Genomic DNA, 15,012 nt, shown 5'->3' on the forward strand with positions numbered 1-15,012 from the left:
CGGGGACAAGACTAGCGGGTCAGCTGTCACCCTTGCGCTGGCCCAGGGTCACGTCGACCGCGTGCTCCTTGCCGTCGCGCTCGTATGTGATCTTGACGGTGTCGCCCGGCTTGTGGGTCCAGATCTGGCCGATCAGGGTCGGGCCGCTGTCGATCACCGTGTCGTCCAGCTTCGTGATGACGTCGCCGGGCTTGAGGCCCGCCTTGTCCGCCGGGCCGTTCGGGGTGATCGGTTCCGCGCCGCCCGTGGCCTCCTGGGAGATCGTCGCGCCGTTCGTGCCCTCCTGCTGGAGGGAGACCGAGGCGCCGATCACGGGGTAGACCGGCTGACCGGTCTTGATCAGCTGCTGGGCGACCTGCTTCGCCTGGTTGACCGGGATCGCGAAGCCCAGGCCGATGGAGCCGGACTGGCCCGACCCGCCGAGGCCGCCGCCGCTCTCGGCCGGCTTGATCGCGGAGTTGATGCCGATGACCGCGCCGCGCGAGTCGAGCAGCGGGCCGCCGGAGTTGCCCGGGTTGATGGAGGCGTCGGTCTGCAGGGCGCTCATGTACGAGCTCTTGCCGCTCTGTCCGCCGTCGCTGGAGGTCACCGGGCGGTTCTTGGCGCTGATGATGCCGGTGGTGACGGTGTTCGACAGGCCGAAGGGGGCGCCGATCGCGATGGTCGAGTCGCCGACGGCCACGCGGTCGGAGTTGCCGAGCTTGAGCGGCCGCAGACCGTCGGGGGCGTTCTTGAGCTTGATGACCGCCACGTCGTAGCCCTCGGCGCGGCCGACGACCTCGGCGGCGTACTTCTTGCCGTTCGAGAACGTCACCTGGAGCTTGCCGCCCTCGGCCGCCGACGCCACCACGTGGTTGTTGGTGAGGATGTGGCCCTGCGTGTCGTAGACGAAGCCGGTGCCCGTGCCGCCCTCGCCGCCGCCGCTCTGCGCCTCGATGGTGACGACGCTCGGCAGTGCCTTGCTGGCGATGTCGGCGACCGAACCGGGCTCGCGCTTGAGGTCGGCGGGGGTGTCGGGGGCGGACACCGTGGTCGAGCTGGTGTCGCTGTCGTTCCGCTCGGCCGCCCAGTAGCCGACGCCTCCGCCGATGCCGCCCGCGATCAGGGCGGCCGCGAGCACCGCGGCGACCAGGCCGCCGCGCCGGCCGCCGGGCTTGGGCTCCTGCGGGTGGTACGAAGCGCCCCAGCCGGACCCGGAGCCGCCGCCCGTGGCGTACGACGGCATGGCGGGCGGCTGCGGGGGCGGCCAGTCGGCACCGGCAGCGCTCGGAGCGGCGCCTTGCGGGGCGCCTTGCGGGGCGCCCGATACAGGACCTTCCGGGGCACCTTGCGGGGCGCCCGGCACAGCACCTTCCGGGGCACCCGCGGAGGCGTGGGCGGGAGCATGCCCGGGGGCGTGTGCGGGCGCGGCGTGCGAGGGGGCGGCGTGCGCGGGAGCAGAGTGCGCCCCCTCATGCCCCGGCTGCCCGCCCGGCGCACCGGACCCGGCTGCACTGGAGTCGGCGGGAACAGCGGGAGCGTCCACCGGCGCGGGGGGCGCGGACGGGGCCTGGGGTACCTCGTTGCCCTCGTTCTCGGTGCTCACAGCTCTTCTCCTCGGTCCATGCTGTCGTTACGTACGTTCTCGGTCACGGCCAGGGGTGTGCCGACTGTGCAGTTGTCAGCGGGTGCCGGCGGGTGCCGGCGGGTGCCGGCGGGTGCCGGCGGGCGTCAGCGGAGGCCGACGACTGTCGGCTGTCGTCCGCCCGTCCTCTGCCCCGTCATCTGCCATCCGTCATTTTTGTCTGCTGTCAGCTTTTCCCATGGGCTGTCAGGGCACCATAAGCCGATCCTGTGTGTTCGGCGTCCCGGCGGGGTGTCGTCCGGTGGGGTGCCGTCGGCGGAGTGTCGTCCGGCGAGCCGACGAGTACCCCGTGATGGCACCATGACGCGGTGACCCTCGCACGACAGCACCAGATTCAGGTCATCGCCCACCGCGGAGCCTCCGAGGACGCCCCCGAGCACACGCTGGCCGCCTACAAGAAAGCGGTCGAGGACGGTGCCGACGCCCTCGAATGCGATGTGCGGCTGACCGCCGACGGCCATCTCGTGTGCGTCCACGACCGCCGCGTGAACCGCACGTCGAACGGCCGCGGGGCCGTCTCCGCCCTTGAGCTCGCCGACCTCGCCGCCCTGGACTTCGGTTCCTGGAAGAGACATCACGGCGAGGCCGAGGAGGACCCGGACTGGGAGGGCTCAGCCGAGGACACCTCCGTGCTGACCCTGGAGCGCCTCCTTGAGCTGGTGGCCGAAAGTAATGCCTCGGGACGACAGGTGCGGCTGGCCATCGAGACCAAGCACCCCACCCGCTGGGCGGGCCAGGTGGAGGAGCGCCTGCTGCTTCTCCTCAAGCGCTTCGGCCTGGACGCGCCGCCCGCCGACGGTCCTTCGCCGGTACGGGTCATGAGCTTCTCGGCGCGTTCACTGCACCGCGTCCGGGCCGCTTCGCCGACGCTGCCGACCGTCTACCTGATGCAGTTCGTCTCGCCGCGCCACCGCGACGGCCGCCTTCCGCAAGGGGTGCGCATCGCAGGTCCCGCCATGCGGATCGTGCGCAACCACCCGTCGTACGTGGCGAAGCTGAAACGCGCGGGGCACGAGGTGCACGTGTGGACCGTGAACGAGCCGGCGGATGTCGAACTCTGTGCCGAACTGGGCGTCGACGCGATCATCACCAACCGCCCCAAACAAGTTCTGTCCCAACTGGACCGGCTGGGACTCCGGTAACTCCCGTTACAGGGAGTGCACCGGCGCGTTCGGTGCGTATTCGATCGTCACGAGTGCGTCACCGGGCGTGGGTTGGCCGGTTTCCGGTCCAGTCCATTGGGGCATCCACACCGTGGCGTGGGGCGAAGGAGGTCTCGGGGGTGGCGTTGGTGGTGGCACGGGAGGTGCCCACGTCGTCGAGCATGGCCGTACCCCATGGCCCTGCGGGCGTGGGGGAAGCAAGACACCGTATGCGTGATCAGCTGCGCATGAGCGGGGTCTCGGAGTCGGTCGTCGACGATGCCGTACTGATCCTGTCGGAGTTGCTCAGCAATGCCTGCCGGCACGGCAGGCCGCTGGGCCGCGGGATGGTCGGGGACGGGGACGTGCGCGCGGCCTGGCACGTCGACAAGGCGGGCAGGCTGACGGTCGAGGTGACGGACGGCGGCGGTCCGACCCGTCCGGCCCCGGCCACCCCGTCGGTCACGGCGCACGGCGGCCGCGGGCTCAACATCATCACGGCGCTCGCCGACACCTGGGGAGTCCGTGACGACGTGCACGGCGAGGTCACCGTGTGGGCCGTCGTCCAAGCCGCCCACCACCGCGAGGATTTCGCTACGCGCGTCGCCGCCCCGTCGGCGGCCGCGATATCCGACCTCGCCTTCGTGGACCCCTTCGACGAGTCGGACTGAATCCGCGAACGGCTAGGCTCGCGCCCGTACGCAAGAGAGCCGTAGCCGGGAGACACCCAAGATGGCCAAGAAGCGCCCCCAGCCCAAGGGCAAGCAGCAGCCGCAGCTCAAGGGCGGCCCCGGCGACGGGGAGATTCCCGTCGTCGGCGCCCGTGAACCCTGCCCCTGCGGCTCGGGCCGCCGCTACAAGGCCTGTCACGGCCGGGCCGCCGCGCACGCGGTGACCGAGCTGGTGCAGCGCCCCTTCGAAGGCCTGCCCAGCGAGTGCGACTGGGTCGCGCTGCGCGAGCTGGTCCCCGCCGCCACGGTCGAGCTGACGCTCAAGGGCGGCCTCCCCGAGGGCATCCCCTCGGTCTCCCTCGCCACCGTGCTGCCGATGGCCTGGCCCGCGCTGCGCCGCGACGACGGTTCGGTCCTGATCGGCCTGCAGAACGACACCTCGTCCGGTGACATCAGCCGCGACCTCGCCGACACGCTGCAGCGCGCCCTGGAGGCCGACCCCGGCACGCCGGTGAAGGGCCGCCGCGCGCCGGCCGACGGTCCTCGGCTGCAGGACCTGCTCGACCCGGAGGGCGCGTTCGAGCCGGTCGTGCACCCGGGCTTCGAGTTCTGGGTGCCGGACGCGGACAACGCCACGCCGGAGGTGGCCGCGTCCCTCGAGCGGGCGAACGACGCCGCCATCCCGACGGCGAAGCTGACCGGTGTCGACGCCGCGTACTGGTGCGAGACCCCGGAGAAGAACCACCTCCGCTGGGTCATGCCGCACCCCGAGGAGAAGCTTCTGGACGCGCTGGCCCGGCTGCACGCGGCCGGCACGTCGAGCCTCGGCGAGGGCACGCGCCTGGTCGGCTCCTTCCGGGCGCACGGCCTGACCGTGCCGGTGTGGGACCTGCCGACCGGGGTCTCCGCCGCGGACGTCGAGAAGCCCGCCGCGGAGTTCGCCGAGCGGCTGGCGGCGGCGCTCGCCTCGGACGCCCCGCTGACCGCGGACGAGCGCCGGGCGCGCGGTGGTCTCACCAACCGTCAGGTGACGCTCAGCTGAAGCGCGCTGCCCGACTGACCGTGCCGTACCGACTGACCCACCAGTCAGTCGGTACGACACGAAGTGGAATGCGTGGCTCCTGTCACGGCTTCCCGTAGTCACGGATAAATCGCTGTCCGGATAACTGGGATCGAATTTGCCAGGAGCCGATCTCTTGTTACCGTTCAGGTAGCCCGGTTGCTGGTGCATCCCCCGTCGCCAGCAACCGGGCCCTTTTGCGCCCGGAGACCGGTTCAGGACTCAACTGTCCTGCGGCGATGCCGAGTTGCTGCCCGCCCGCAGCAGCAGCCCTTCCGCTTCGCCCGCCGCGTACTCCGCCACCGCCGAGTACGCCGTCGCATCGCCCGCCGACCGCTCGCGCGGGGTCTCGCACGCTGCCGGTTCGTCCCCCGCCGCCACCTCGCAGTACAGCTGTACGGTGCGCGCGTCCGGGCCCATCAGGGTCAGGACCGCGGTCAGCTCCTCGCCGGTGGCATTGCGGTAATAGGTACGCGCCCAGGTGTCGCGGCCCAGCGTGAGGACACAGGTCTGCGCTTCGAGGCCGTCGGGCGAGGAGAGTTCGGGGCCGCACCGGGCGGCGGTGGCCGCTCCGAGACCCGTGAGCAACGAGGACTCCGGACCCGTCTCCGCCGCCCGACGCTCCCCCGAAGAGGCGTTCGAGGGAGGGGGCGACGGGGAGGGGAGGGGCGACTTCGCGTCACGGTCGCCGACCGGTCCCGCGGACGCGCCCGCGAGCGGCAGGAGGGCCGTGACGGCCACGATGCCCAGGAGCACGATCAGGCGGGGTTGCATGAGCCGAAGATAACGACCGCGGGCGCGCGGCCTGCTCGCCGCGCGCCCGATTCCCCTACAACTCGGGGGCGCTCACACCCGTACGAGTGAGCGCGTCCACCACGGCGTCCACCACCGCTTCGACGTCCGGCACCCAGGGGGCGGCGGAGCCGGGCAGCGGGGCGCGCTCCCAGCGCACCCGGCCCTGTCCCGTGTCGGAGGGCGGCAGGGCGAGATAGCCGCCCTCGCCGTGGAAGCGGAGCGAGCCCGGGACGCAGTCCTTGGCATAGAGGAGCTCGCCCAACTGGGCCATGGAGTACGGCGCGACGAGCAGATGGAGTCTGGCCTCGGTGGCGACCACCGGGCCGAGCCTGATGCCGGCCTCGTCGAGTGCGGCGAGGGCGCGTGCGCCCGCTTCCGCGGGGAGGCTCACGGCGCACGGGGCGCGGCCTCCGGTGGCGAGTACGACGGGTGCGCCGGGTCGGTTGGTCCACCACCAGCGGACCATCCGCTCGTCGGTGGTGGCGGCGAGGAGGCCGGGGTCCAGGGGGTGCGCGCCCGGTACCGCGCAGTCGGGGTCGGGGCAGGAGCACCGGCTGCCGTCGCGCCGGTCGAGACCGACTCCTGGCAGTACGGGCCACCGCCATGCGGTCGCGAAGGTCAGAGCCGCGCCGAGCTGTCCGGCACTCCGGCCGGGCTTCCTTCCGATTCGCCAGGACAGGAGCCTGCGTCGCCTTCCGAGGATCTCGCGCATGAGCGCTCGTTCCTTTCCGTTGCACGCCGGCGTTAGCCGGGGAGACTGCGGGCCACATCACACCATGTGTGGATCACTTCGCTGTACGTACGAACTGGCACATCCGACCCCAGCCTGCGGCATGGGGAACCACTCTGAACCGAGCGTTGACGTGGCGTGGGGTGGCGGCGCCTGGCGTTTGCCGTCCCGCGATATTGCTTGCCGCCTCCGCCACGGGAGGATGGGGCACGGTCGTCGTGAATGAGGACGCCCGGGTCCTTGGTCAGGTTCCGGACGGACCCCAACTGCCCCTGGCCATCACTGAGTACGTACCCAGCGCGACCACTGCAACGCTCTACCGAACAACGTCAGTCGACCCTAATATGCCCTAACCCGGCGCTGTTTTCAGCCAACTTAACAAGATCTTTTACAGCTCTCGCAAATACCTCGGACACCAGGAATCCCCGCAGGACAATGCTGGACATCCCCTCACCAGGGCGTGTACATCTGGAGACATTGCTAGCGGCGCATAATGACATGGGGGTTTGCGATGCTATCGAGCATTACGCACCGGCCGGAAAGCCGTCAGCCATGAACGCCCCGCACCTCCCGAAAGTGGCCGGAATCGATTCAACAGTTCCGCCACCGGCCCACACTGTCGCGCCCACCGCGCAGACCCCGCCCGCCGCAGCACCCCCGGAGGGCCCTTCCGTACCGAGCGCGCCCTGCGCCGTGCTCCAGGACCGGCTCGCCGGCTGGGTCTCCGACCTCACCACGCTGCACGAACTCACCGAGCGGCTCGCCCGCACGGGCACCCTCGACGAGGCGCTGCGGGAGCTCCTGCGCGCCGGTGCCGCCCTGGTGGGCGCGCGGCGCGGACTCGCCGTCGTCGAACCCGCCGACGGCCTCGGGCCCGACACCACCGTCGGCCTCGGCCTGGCCCGCGCCGACCTCGGGCACATCGAGACGGTGCCGCGCGCGGCCACCTCGTACGGCAGGATCCTGGACGCCCCCGAGGGCCGGCCGGGTGCCGTGCCGGTGGAGATCGCGCAGCCCGACCTGCTCGCCGAGGAGGGCCTCGACCCGCTGCACCGCGAGGTCGCCCACCGCATCGGCTACGCCGCCAGTTACGCCCTCCCCCTCGCCACCGAGACGGCGGGCCGGCTCGGCGCCGCCGCCTGGCTGTACGACGAGCCCGCCGAGCCGGACGAGCGCAGACGCCACCTCGTCGGGCTCTACGCCCGGCAGGCCGGCGAGCACGTGGCGCGGCTGCTCGAACTGGACCGCGCCCGCACGACCGACGCCACCCTGCGCGAGGAGCTCATGCCGTCGCGGCTGCCCCGGGTCGCCGGGGTGCAGCTCGCCGCCCGGCACCGCACGGGACCGCGCGGCGGCGGCGACTGGCACGACGCGCTGCCGCTGCCCGACGCGGCGCTGGGCCTCGCGGTGGGCTCCGTGACCGGGTCGGGGCCGAGCGCGGTGGCCGCGATGGGGCGCCTGCGGGCGTCCCTGCGGGCGTACGCCGTGATGGAGGGCGAGGACCCCGTCGCCGTGCTCTCCGATCTGGAGCTGCTGCTGCGGCTCACCGAGCCCGCGCGGTCGGCGACCGCGCTCTTCGCGTACTGCGAGCCCGCCCTGCGCAAGGTGGTGCTCGCCGGGGCCGGACACAGCCCGCCGCTGATCATCGGGGAGCGCCGCACGGAGTTCGTGGAGACCTCCCTGTCCGCGCCGCTCGGCATGCTCGCCTGCTGGGAGGCGCCGAGCGTGGAGCTCAGCCCCGAGCCGGGAGAAACGGTGCTTCTCTACACCGACGGGCTCCTGCACCGCACCGGCGACCCGATGGACCGGGCCTTCGCGCGGCTGCACGCGGCGGCGGCGAGCGTGCCGAGGGCCATCAGGGACGACCCCGGTGCGATCGCCGACCACGTGCTGCACGCCGTCCTGCCCGACGGGCTCGACGCCGTGGACAGCGAGGAGGACGTGGTGCTGCTCGCCGCCCGCTTCGAGTGAGGCTGCGGGCACTATCGGTAAGTGGCCTTCTGGCCCTGGGTCCCCTTCCGTACGCCCGTACGATGGAGGACGGCCCAGTGTCGTACATAGGAGGCAGATCGTGTCGGAGGCGCTCAACCCGGCGAACCCGGAAGAGACCGAAGAAGAGCCGATCAAGCAGCGCAAGAACGGCCTGTACCCGGGCGTTTCCGATGAGCTCGCCGAGAACATGAAGTCCGGCTGGGCCGACACCGAGCTGCACGACCTGCAGCCGATCGCCCAGGCCGAGCACACCGCCGCCCGTCGCGCCGCGCTCTCCGCGCGCTTCCCGGGCGAGCGCCTGGTGATCCCCGCGGGCAACCTGAAGACCCGTTCGAACGACACCGAGTACGCCTTCCGCGCCTCCGTCGAGTACGCGTACCTGTCGGGCAACCAGACCGAGGACGGCGTCCTCGTCATGGAGCCGAGGAGCGGCGGCGGCCACGACGCGACCATCTACCTCCTGCCGCGCTCCAACCGCGAGAACGGCGAGTTCTGGCTGGACGGGCAGGGCGAGCTCTGGGTCGGCCGCCGGCACTCCCTCACCGAGGCCGAGAAGCTGTACGGCATCCCCGCCTCCGACGTGCGCGAGCTGGCCGGCAAGCTGCGCGAGGCGACCGGCCCGGTCCGCGTCGTGCGCGGTTACGACGCCGGCATCGAGGCGGCCCTGACCGACAAGGTCACCGCCGAGCGCGACGAGGAGCTGCGCGTCTTCCTCTCCGAGGCCCGCCTCGTCAAGGACGAGTTCGAGATCGGCGAGCTGCAGAAGGCCTGCGACTCGACCGCCCGCGGCTTCGAGGACGTCGTGAAGGTCCTCGACAAGGCCGAGGCCACCAGCGAGCGCTACATCGAGGGCACGTTCTTCCTGCGCGCCCGCGTCGAGGGCAACGACATCGGCTACGGCTCCATCTGTGCCGCGGGTCCGCACGCGACCACGCTGCACTGGGTGCGCAACGACGGCCCCGTCCGCTCGGGCGACCTGCTCCTGCTCGACGCCGGTGTGGAGACCCACACGTACTACACGGCGGACATCACGCGGACCCTGCCGATCAACGGCCGCTACACCGAGCTCCAGAAGAAGATCTACGACGCCGTGTACGAGGCCCAGGAGGCCGGCATCGCGGCGGTGAAGCCGGGTGCCAAGTACCGCGACTTCCACGACGCGGCGCAGCGCGTGCTCGCCGAGAAGCTCGTCGAGTGGGGCCTCGTCGAGGGTCCCGTCGAGCGCGTCCTGGAGCTGGGTCTGCAGCGCCGCTGGACGCTGCACGGCACCGGCCACATGCTCGGCATGGACGTCCACGACTGCGCCGCCGCGCGCACCGAGACGTACGTGGACGGCACGCTGGAGCCCGGCATGTGCCTGACGGTCGAGCCCGGTCTGTACTTCCAGGCGGACGACCTGACCGTGCCGGAGGAGTACCGCGGCATCGGTGTCCGGATCGAGGACGACATCCTCGTCACGGAGGACGGCAACAAGAACCTGTCGGCCGCTCTGCCGCGTACGTCCGACGAGGTCGAGGCGTGGATGGCGCGGCTCAAGGGCTGACCCGCACACGCGTGACGAAGGGCCGGTTCCCCGCGGGGGCCGGCCCTTCGGCGTGCCTCAGTGGGCCACCCGCTCGTCCTCGCCCGCGACCTTGGCGGTGCTCAGGGCGATGCGGTTCCAGGTGTTGATGGTGAAGATCAGGGCGAGGACGCGGGCCAGTTCGGACTCGTCGAAGTGCCGAGTGGCCTCTACGTAGACGTCGTCCGGGACGCCGCCCTGGGAGACGAGCGTGACCGACTCGGTCAGGGCGAGGGCCGCCTGCTCCTTCGCGGTGAAGAAGTTCCGGGCCTCGCGCCACACGCCGATCATGTGCAGGCGTGCCTCGTCCTCGCCGGCCTTGCGGGCGTCGGAGGTGTGCATGTGGAGGCAGTAGGCGCAGCCGTTGAGGAGCGAGGCGCGGATCTGGATCAGTTCGACCAGGGCCGGGTCGAGGCCGTCGCGGGCGGCGGCGTCGAAGCCGATGAGGGCCTTGAAGGCCTTGGGGGCGGCCTGGGCGAAGTTGAGGCGGGGGGTGGCGGCGGGGGCGGCGGAGGTGCTGGTGGCGGGGGCGGGCGCGGTCTGCGTGATGGGGGCGGTGGGGGTCGTGGTCGCGGTCTGCGTGATGGTCGCGTTGTTCGTCATGACCATGAATCTAGGGGCGGGAAAGACCTCGCGTAGGGTGCATTTCCATGCCGGAATCATGGGTCAATTTGGCGGAGCGCATCGGCAGTGACCTGCACCTGGACCTCTCCGGTCCCGGCAGTCGCCGCGCCGTTCTCATCCGTGCGCTGCGGGACTCCGTACGCGAGGGGCGGCTCCCCCCGGGCACCCGGTTGCCGCCCTACCGCTCGCTCGCCGCCGACCTCGGTCTGGCCCGCAACACAGTCGCCGACGCCTATGCGGAGCTGGTCGCGGAGGGCTGGCTGACGGCGCGGCAGGGGTCGGGGACGCGGGTGGCCGAGCGGGCCGCGCCGCCCAAGCGCCCGCGCAAGCCGAAGCCCGCTCCGACGCGCCCCGCCGCACCCGCGTACAACCTGCGCCAGGGCACGCCCGATACGGCCTCCTTCCCGCGTACGGCCTGGCTCGCGGCCGCCCGGCGCGCCCTGGCCGCCGCGCCCAACGAGGCCTTCGGGCCCGGCGATCCGCGCGGCCGCGTGGAGCTGCGCCGGGCGCTCGCCGACTATCTGGCGCGGGCCCGCGGGGTGCACGCCGACCCCGAACGGATCGTGGTCTGCTCCGGGTTCGCGCACGCCCTTCGGCTGCTGTTCGCGGGGTCGCGCGGGGCGGGCGGCGCGGTGCTGCGGGGGTCCTTCGCCATGGAGTCGTACGGGCTCGGGTTCCACCGGGAGATCCTGGCGGACGCGGGCGTGCGGACCGTACCGCTGGGCCTGGACGAACAGGGTGCCAGGGTCGAGGAGTTGGCGGAGGGTCCGCGGGTCCGCGGCGTACTGCTCACGCCCGCACACCAGTTCCCGACCGGCGGCCCGCTCCACCCCGCCCGGCGCGCGGCGGTCGTCGACTGGGCCCGTAGCAGCGGCGGTCTCATCCTTGAGGACGACTACGACGGCGAGTTCCGTTACGACCGTGAGCCGGTCGGCGCCGTACAGGGTTTGGATTCCGAACGGGTCGTCTACCTCGGCTCGGTCAGCAAGAGCCTCTCCCCGGCGGTACGCATCGGCTGGATGGTGCTGCCCGAGCAGCTCGTCGACGGCGTGCTCGCCGCCAAGGGGGAGCGGGAGGCGTGGGCGAGCGTCCTCGACCAGCTCACGCTCGCCGAGTTCATCGCCTCCGGACAGTACGACCGGCACATCCGCCGGATGCGGCAGCGCTACCGGCACCGTCGGGACCGGCTCGTCACCGCTCTCGCCGAGCGCGCCCCGCACATCACGGCCACCGGCATCGCGGCGGGCCTGCACGCAGTGCTGCGGCTGCCGCCCGGGACGGAGGCGTCCGCGGTCAAGGCGGCGGCCTGGCAGGGGATCGCGCTGGACGGGCTCGCCGCGTTCCGTCACCCGGGGGCGACGATGCCGGCCGGGGACGGTCTCGTCGTCGGGTACTCGACGCCGACGGAGCACGCGTACGGGGCCGCGTTGGAGGCGCTGCTGCGGGCGCTGCCACCGGCCGACGGGGAAGCCGGTGAATAAGCCGGTCCGGTTAATAGGCCGGTCCGGTGCAGAAGCCGGTCAAGAGGTCGGCACTTCCTCACGCCGTCATCAACGGCGCGTCCTCCCGCCACTTGAGGATCTTGTCGAAGCTGATCACCGCACCGCTCCTGCCCGGCTTGTTGCCGAGGTGGACGTGGTCGGCGAGTTCTCTGATCAGGCACAGGCCCCGGCCGTGCTCGTCCGTCTCCGCGGCGGGCGGCCGGGGCGCGGGACAGCCGCGCGCCGTGCCGGGAAAACCGGGCCCGGAGTCGTCCACCTCGATGCGGCACTTCTCGCCGTCCAGGTAGGCCGTGACGCGGTAGCCGCCCGGTGCGGCTCCGGGCGCGCCGGCGCCGCCGTGCTCGACGGCGTTGGCACACGCTTCGCTGAGGGCGACCGACAGATCGTAGGAGACGTCGGGGTCCACGCCCGCCGTCTCCATCGTGCCGATCAGCAGCCGGCGGGCGAGCGGAACGCTCGCGGCCTCGCGCCGCAAATGGAGAGACCACCAGATGCTCATGCTCCAGCCTCCTGGCTGCGGCTCGACATACCGATACGTATTGCCGCGCGCGCCCCCGAATAAGCGCCCGAAGGACGTGAGACCGCCCATACGGCGGACGCGCGCCCCCCGTCAGCCGGTGTAGGACGGCGGGACGGAACACGGCGCTCGCACCGCCGCAGGCCCACCAGAGCCGCACCCATCACCTGGAACAGGACCTTCCGGACCTGCCGTACGCATGGGGCGGGCTCAGTGCGATGATGGCCCGGCCATGACTGCCCCCCACCAGCGCCTGCCGCGCGACGGAGCCGACCTCCGGCTGCTGAGGGCCGCGACGTTCGCCGCGGTCTGCGTCGTGCTGTCCGCCGGGGGCCATGTGCTCGCTTCCTGCGTCGCCGTCCCGCTGTGGACGCTGGGCGCGGGCTTCCTCGTCGTCCTCGCGGTCGCGCTGCCGCTCGCCGGGCGGGCCCGCTCGCTGCCTGGAATCGCCGCGCTGCTCGCGACGGGACAGCTCGCTCTGCACGCCCTGTTCGGTCTCGGCCAGCACGGCGCGGGCGCGGCGAGCGCCATGAACGGCGACGCGTCCCTGGTGGAGCGGGCGGCACGCCTGGTCTGCGGGGCGGGCGCGGCGACGATCACGCCCGCGCAGGCCCACCGGATCCTCACCACCGCCGGGCTCGGACCCGGCGGCGCGGGCGCTTCCGGAGCGGGTCAGTCCGCCGGGCATCAGCACGGCCGGTCCGCCGCCGCGGCCGCGGACACCGCGCTGGACTCGGTCGCGGCCGGCGCGTCGCACACCGGTGGCATGGGGTCGACGGGCGCGATGGCGCTCGTGCCGTCCCTGCCCATGCTCGTCGCCCACATCCTCGCGGCCCTCGCCGCCGGCTGGCTGCTCCGCAGCGGCGACCTCGCGCTGCTCCGCCTCGTCCGGCTCGCCAACGGAGCGCATGGTGTCGCGGAAGGGGCGCTCGTACGCTCCCTGCGCTCGGCTCTCACTCTCGTACGCGCCCTGCGGGCGGGTCTGCCCGGCGCGCCCGAGACGACCGGCCCGCGCCCTCCGCGCACCACGCTGCTCGTGACGCCGAAGCCGCGCACCGTCGCGCTGGAGGACGCGGTGATCAGGCGCGGTCCCCCGGCCGGGGCCCACGACGTCGAACTCGCCGCCTGACGCGACACACTCCACACCGCTGTACGGAGAACACTCCACACCGCAGTACGGAGGGGTCGCTCGGCGCGCACGCGCGCGTGCCCGACGCGGCCGCGCTCACCCCTCGTACTGATCACCACTGACGAAAGTGGAGTGTCCCTGTCATGAAGATGTCCCGTATCGCCGCTGCCGGCACCGTCGCCGCCTCCGCCGTCCTCGTTCTCTCGGCGCCCGCCTTCGCGCACGTCAGCGTCTCGCCCGAGGGCCAGGCCGCCAAGGGCGGGTACGCCACGGTCAACTTCAAGGTGCCGAACGAGATGGACGACGCCTCGACCAACAAGCTCGAGGTCTCCTTCCCGGCCGACCACCCGCTCGCCTCCGTGATGACGCAGCCCGTCCCCGGCTGGACCGCGAAGGTCACCAAGAGCAAGCTCGACAAGCCGCTGGAGATCCACGGCGAGAAGATCGACGAGGCCGTCACCAAGGTGACCTGGACCGCCGACGGCAAGGGCATCCAGCCCGGCACCTTCCAGAAGTTCCCGGTCTCGATGGGCCAGCTGCCCGAGGACACCGACGAACTCGTCTTCAAGGCCGTCCAGACGTACGACAACAAGGAAGTCGTCCGCTGGATCGAGCCGCAGCAGAAGGGCCAGGAGGAGCCGGAGCACCCGGCGCCCGCCCTCCCGCTGACCGCCGCGTCCGACGGCCACGGCGGTGGCGCCGACACCGCGAAGTCGGACGACAAGTCGCACGACACGGAGAGCGCGTCGTCCGACTCCGACAGCAGCGACACCACCGCCCGCGTCCTCGGCATCGTCGGCATCGTCATCGGTGCCGCGGGCCTCGCCTTCGGCGTGGTCGCGGGCCGCCGTCGCGTCACCGGCTGAGCCGCCGGCCTAGCCACCCGCGGGGCGCACCGGCGCGGCGTACAGCCGCCCCGGTGCGCCCCGGCCCCCCTCACATCTGGGACATTTTCGTATGCGCACCAAGAGCTCGAAGAGCTATGCGAAGAGCACCGACAAGAAGCTCGCCGCCGCTGCCCTGCTGGCCGTGGCCGCCCTCACCCTGACCGCCTGCGGCGGTGGTGACGACAACAAGAAGCCGGTCGCCGAGGTCTCCGTGGAGACCGACTCGGGCAAGGCCGCCACGGTCCTGGACAAGCCGTACAAGAAGCCGGACCTCGTCCTCACCGACACGCACGGCAAGAAGTACGACCTGCGCGAGGAGACCAAGGGGCAGCCGACACTCATCTACTTCGGCTACACGCACTGCCCCGACGTCTGCCCGCTGACGATGAACAACATCGCGGTCGCCAAGAAGGCCCTGCCCAAGGCCGACCAGGACAAGCTGAAGGTCGTCTTCGTGACCACCGACCCCGAGCGCGACACCCCCGCCGAGCTCGGCAAGTGGCTCAAGGGCGTGGACGCCGACTTCATCGGCCTGACGGGAGACTTCGACACCATCCAGGCCGGCGCCCGCCAGCTCGCCATCAGCATCGAGCCGTCCAAGAAGGACAAGAAGGGCAAGATCGTCTCGATGCACGGCACGCAGGTCTTCGCCTTCTCCCCGAAGACCGACGCGGGATACGTCCTGTACAGCGAGAAGGCCACCGCAGGCGACTACACCCAGGACCTGCCCAAGATCGTCAAGGGACAGACCCCGTGAACCACCGCACCACCAAGCACC

General features: G+C 72.0%; 14 protein-coding genes. 9 read left to right on the forward strand and 5 right to left on the reverse strand.

The window, feature by feature from the left end; translation table 11 throughout:
• Positions 1 to 19: 19 nt before the first annotated feature.
• Positions 20 to 1,585, reverse strand: a complete 1,566-nt coding sequence (locus ACH4D5_RS13535; protein ID WP_398301694.1) for a S1C family serine protease — start codon at positions 1,583 to 1,585, stop codon at positions 20 to 22.
• 347 nt (positions 1,586 to 1,932) lie between these two features.
• On the opposite strand from ACH4D5_RS13535, the gene ACH4D5_RS13540 reads away from it, so the two are divergent.
• The 3 genes from ACH4D5_RS13540 (at position 1,933) to ACH4D5_RS13550 (ending at position 4,479) form a co-directional block, all read left to right on the forward strand.
• On the forward strand, positions 1,933 to 2,766 hold the full coding sequence (locus ACH4D5_RS13540) for a glycerophosphodiester phosphodiesterase (protein WP_398301696.1): 834 nt from the start codon (positions 1,933 to 1,935) through the stop codon (positions 2,764 to 2,766).
• 53 nt (positions 2,767 to 2,819) lie between these two features.
• Positions 2,820 to 3,437 carry an ATP-binding protein gene (locus tag ACH4D5_RS13545; RefSeq protein WP_398301698.1) on the forward strand — a complete coding sequence of 206 codons (618 nt, stop codon included), beginning with the start codon at positions 2,820 to 2,822 and terminating at the stop codon, positions 3,435 to 3,437.
• A 61-nt stretch (positions 3,438 to 3,498) separates the two neighbouring features.
• Positions 3,499 to 4,479 (forward strand): DUF5926 family protein, encoded by a 981-nt coding sequence (locus ACH4D5_RS13550; protein WP_398301700.1) that lies wholly within the window; start codon positions 3,499 to 3,501, stop codon positions 4,477 to 4,479.
• A 240-nt stretch (positions 4,480 to 4,719) separates the two neighbouring features.
• Here ACH4D5_RS13550 and ACH4D5_RS13555 read toward each other — a convergent pair whose 3' ends face one another.
• Together ACH4D5_RS13555 and ACH4D5_RS13560 are read right to left on the reverse strand one after the other, a co-directional pair.
• Positions 4,720 to 5,271 carry a hypothetical protein gene (locus ACH4D5_RS13555; protein WP_398301702.1) on the reverse strand — a complete coding sequence of 184 codons (552 nt, stop codon included), beginning with the start codon at positions 5,269 to 5,271 and terminating at the stop codon, positions 4,720 to 4,722.
• Positions 5,272 to 5,326: 55 nt separating this feature from the next.
• Entirely contained in the window at positions 5,327 to 6,004 is a 678-nt protein-coding gene (locus ACH4D5_RS13560; RefSeq protein ID WP_398301704.1) for a bifunctional DNA primase/polymerase, read from the reverse strand.
• A 453-nt stretch (positions 6,005 to 6,457) separates the two neighbouring features.
• On the opposite strand from ACH4D5_RS13560, the gene ACH4D5_RS13565 reads away from it, so the two are divergent.
• Positions 6,458 to 7,993 carry a PP2C family protein-serine/threonine phosphatase gene (locus ACH4D5_RS13565; RefSeq protein WP_398301706.1) on the forward strand — a complete coding sequence of 512 codons (1,536 nt, stop codon included), beginning with the start codon at positions 6,458 to 6,460 and terminating at the stop codon, positions 7,991 to 7,993.
• A gap of 100 nt (positions 7,994 to 8,093) precedes the next feature.
• Entirely contained in the window at positions 8,094 to 9,557 is a 1,464-nt protein-coding gene (locus ACH4D5_RS13570) for an aminopeptidase P family protein (protein WP_398301708.1), read from the forward strand.
• A gap of 57 nt (positions 9,558 to 9,614) precedes the next feature.
• On the opposite strand, the gene ACH4D5_RS13575 is transcribed toward ACH4D5_RS13570, so the two are convergent.
• Positions 9,615 to 10,184, reverse strand: a complete 570-nt coding sequence (locus ACH4D5_RS13575) for a carboxymuconolactone decarboxylase family protein (protein WP_398301709.1) — start codon at positions 10,182 to 10,184, stop codon at positions 9,615 to 9,617.
• Between the two features lie 41 nt (positions 10,185 to 10,225).
• Between ACH4D5_RS13575 and ACH4D5_RS13580 the strand changes: the two genes are divergently transcribed.
• Entirely contained in the window at positions 10,226 to 11,680 is a 1,455-nt protein-coding gene (locus ACH4D5_RS13580; protein WP_398301711.1) for a PLP-dependent aminotransferase family protein, read from the forward strand.
• A gap of 58 nt (positions 11,681 to 11,738) precedes the next feature.
• Here the strand turns inward: ACH4D5_RS13580 and ACH4D5_RS13585 are convergent, their stop codons facing one another.
• Positions 11,739 to 12,200, reverse strand: coding sequence for an ATP-binding protein (locus ACH4D5_RS13585; RefSeq protein ID WP_398301713.1), 462 nt, complete (start codon positions 12,198 to 12,200; stop codon positions 11,739 to 11,741).
• Positions 12,201 to 12,450: 250 nt separating this feature from the next.
• On the opposite strand from ACH4D5_RS13585, the gene ACH4D5_RS13590 reads away from it, so the two are divergent.
• The 3 genes from ACH4D5_RS13590 (at position 12,451) to ACH4D5_RS13600 (ending at position 14,991) form a co-directional block, all read left to right on the forward strand.
• Positions 12,451 to 13,347, forward strand: coding sequence for a hypothetical protein (locus tag ACH4D5_RS13590; protein ID WP_398301715.1), 897 nt, complete (start codon positions 12,451 to 12,453; stop codon positions 13,345 to 13,347).
• A 143-nt stretch (positions 13,348 to 13,490) separates the two neighbouring features.
• Positions 13,491 to 14,213, forward strand: coding sequence for a YcnI family protein (locus ACH4D5_RS13595; protein ID WP_398301717.1), 723 nt, complete (start codon positions 13,491 to 13,493; stop codon positions 14,211 to 14,213).
• Positions 14,214 to 14,304: 91 nt separating this feature from the next.
• Positions 14,305 to 14,991, forward strand: a complete 687-nt coding sequence (locus ACH4D5_RS13600) for an SCO family protein (protein ID WP_398301718.1) — start codon at positions 14,305 to 14,307, stop codon at positions 14,989 to 14,991.
• The last annotated feature ends 21 nt before the right edge of the window (positions 14,992 to 15,012 follow it).

The organism is Streptomyces sp. NPDC018029 (assembly GCF_044327655.1).
In the GTDB taxonomy this organism is placed as follows: Bacteria; Actinomycetota; Actinomycetes; order Streptomycetales; family Streptomycetaceae; genus Streptomyces.

What these genes read in the sequence shown, in the direction of transcription:
- ACH4D5_RS13575 (WP_398301709.1), bottom strand. Translation starts at nt 10,184, where the DNA reads ATGGTCATGACGAACAACGCGACCATCACGCAGACCGCGACCACGACC.
- ACH4D5_RS13595 (WP_398301717.1), top strand. Translation starts at nt 13,491, where the DNA reads ATGAAGATGTCCCGTATCGCCGCTGCCGGCACCGTCGCCGCCTCCGCC.
- ACH4D5_RS13590 (WP_398301715.1), top strand. Translation starts at nt 12,451, where the DNA reads ATGACTGCCCCCCACCAGCGCCTGCCGCGCGACGGAGCCGACCTCCGG.
- ACH4D5_RS13555 (WP_398301702.1), bottom strand. Translation starts at nt 5,271, where the DNA reads ATGCAACCCCGCCTGATCGTGCTCCTGGGCATCGTGGCCGTCACGGCC.
- ACH4D5_RS13550 (WP_398301700.1), top strand. Translation starts at nt 3,499, where the DNA reads ATGGCCAAGAAGCGCCCCCAGCCCAAGGGCAAGCAGCAGCCGCAGCTC.
- ACH4D5_RS13600 (WP_398301718.1), top strand. Translation starts at nt 14,305, where the DNA reads ATGCGCACCAAGAGCTCGAAGAGCTATGCGAAGAGCACCGACAAGAAG.
- ACH4D5_RS13585 (WP_398301713.1), bottom strand. Translation starts at nt 12,200, where the DNA reads ATGAGCATCTGGTGGTCTCTCCATTTGCGGCGCGAGGCCGCGAGCGTT.
- ACH4D5_RS13565 (WP_398301706.1), top strand. Translation starts at nt 6,458, where the DNA reads ATGCTGGACATCCCCTCACCAGGGCGTGTACATCTGGAGACATTGCTA.
- ACH4D5_RS13560 (WP_398301704.1), bottom strand. Translation starts at nt 6,004, where the DNA reads ATGCGCGAGATCCTCGGAAGGCGACGCAGGCTCCTGTCCTGGCGAATC.
- ACH4D5_RS13580 (WP_398301711.1), top strand. Translation starts at nt 10,226, where the DNA reads ATGCCGGAATCATGGGTCAATTTGGCGGAGCGCATCGGCAGTGACCTG.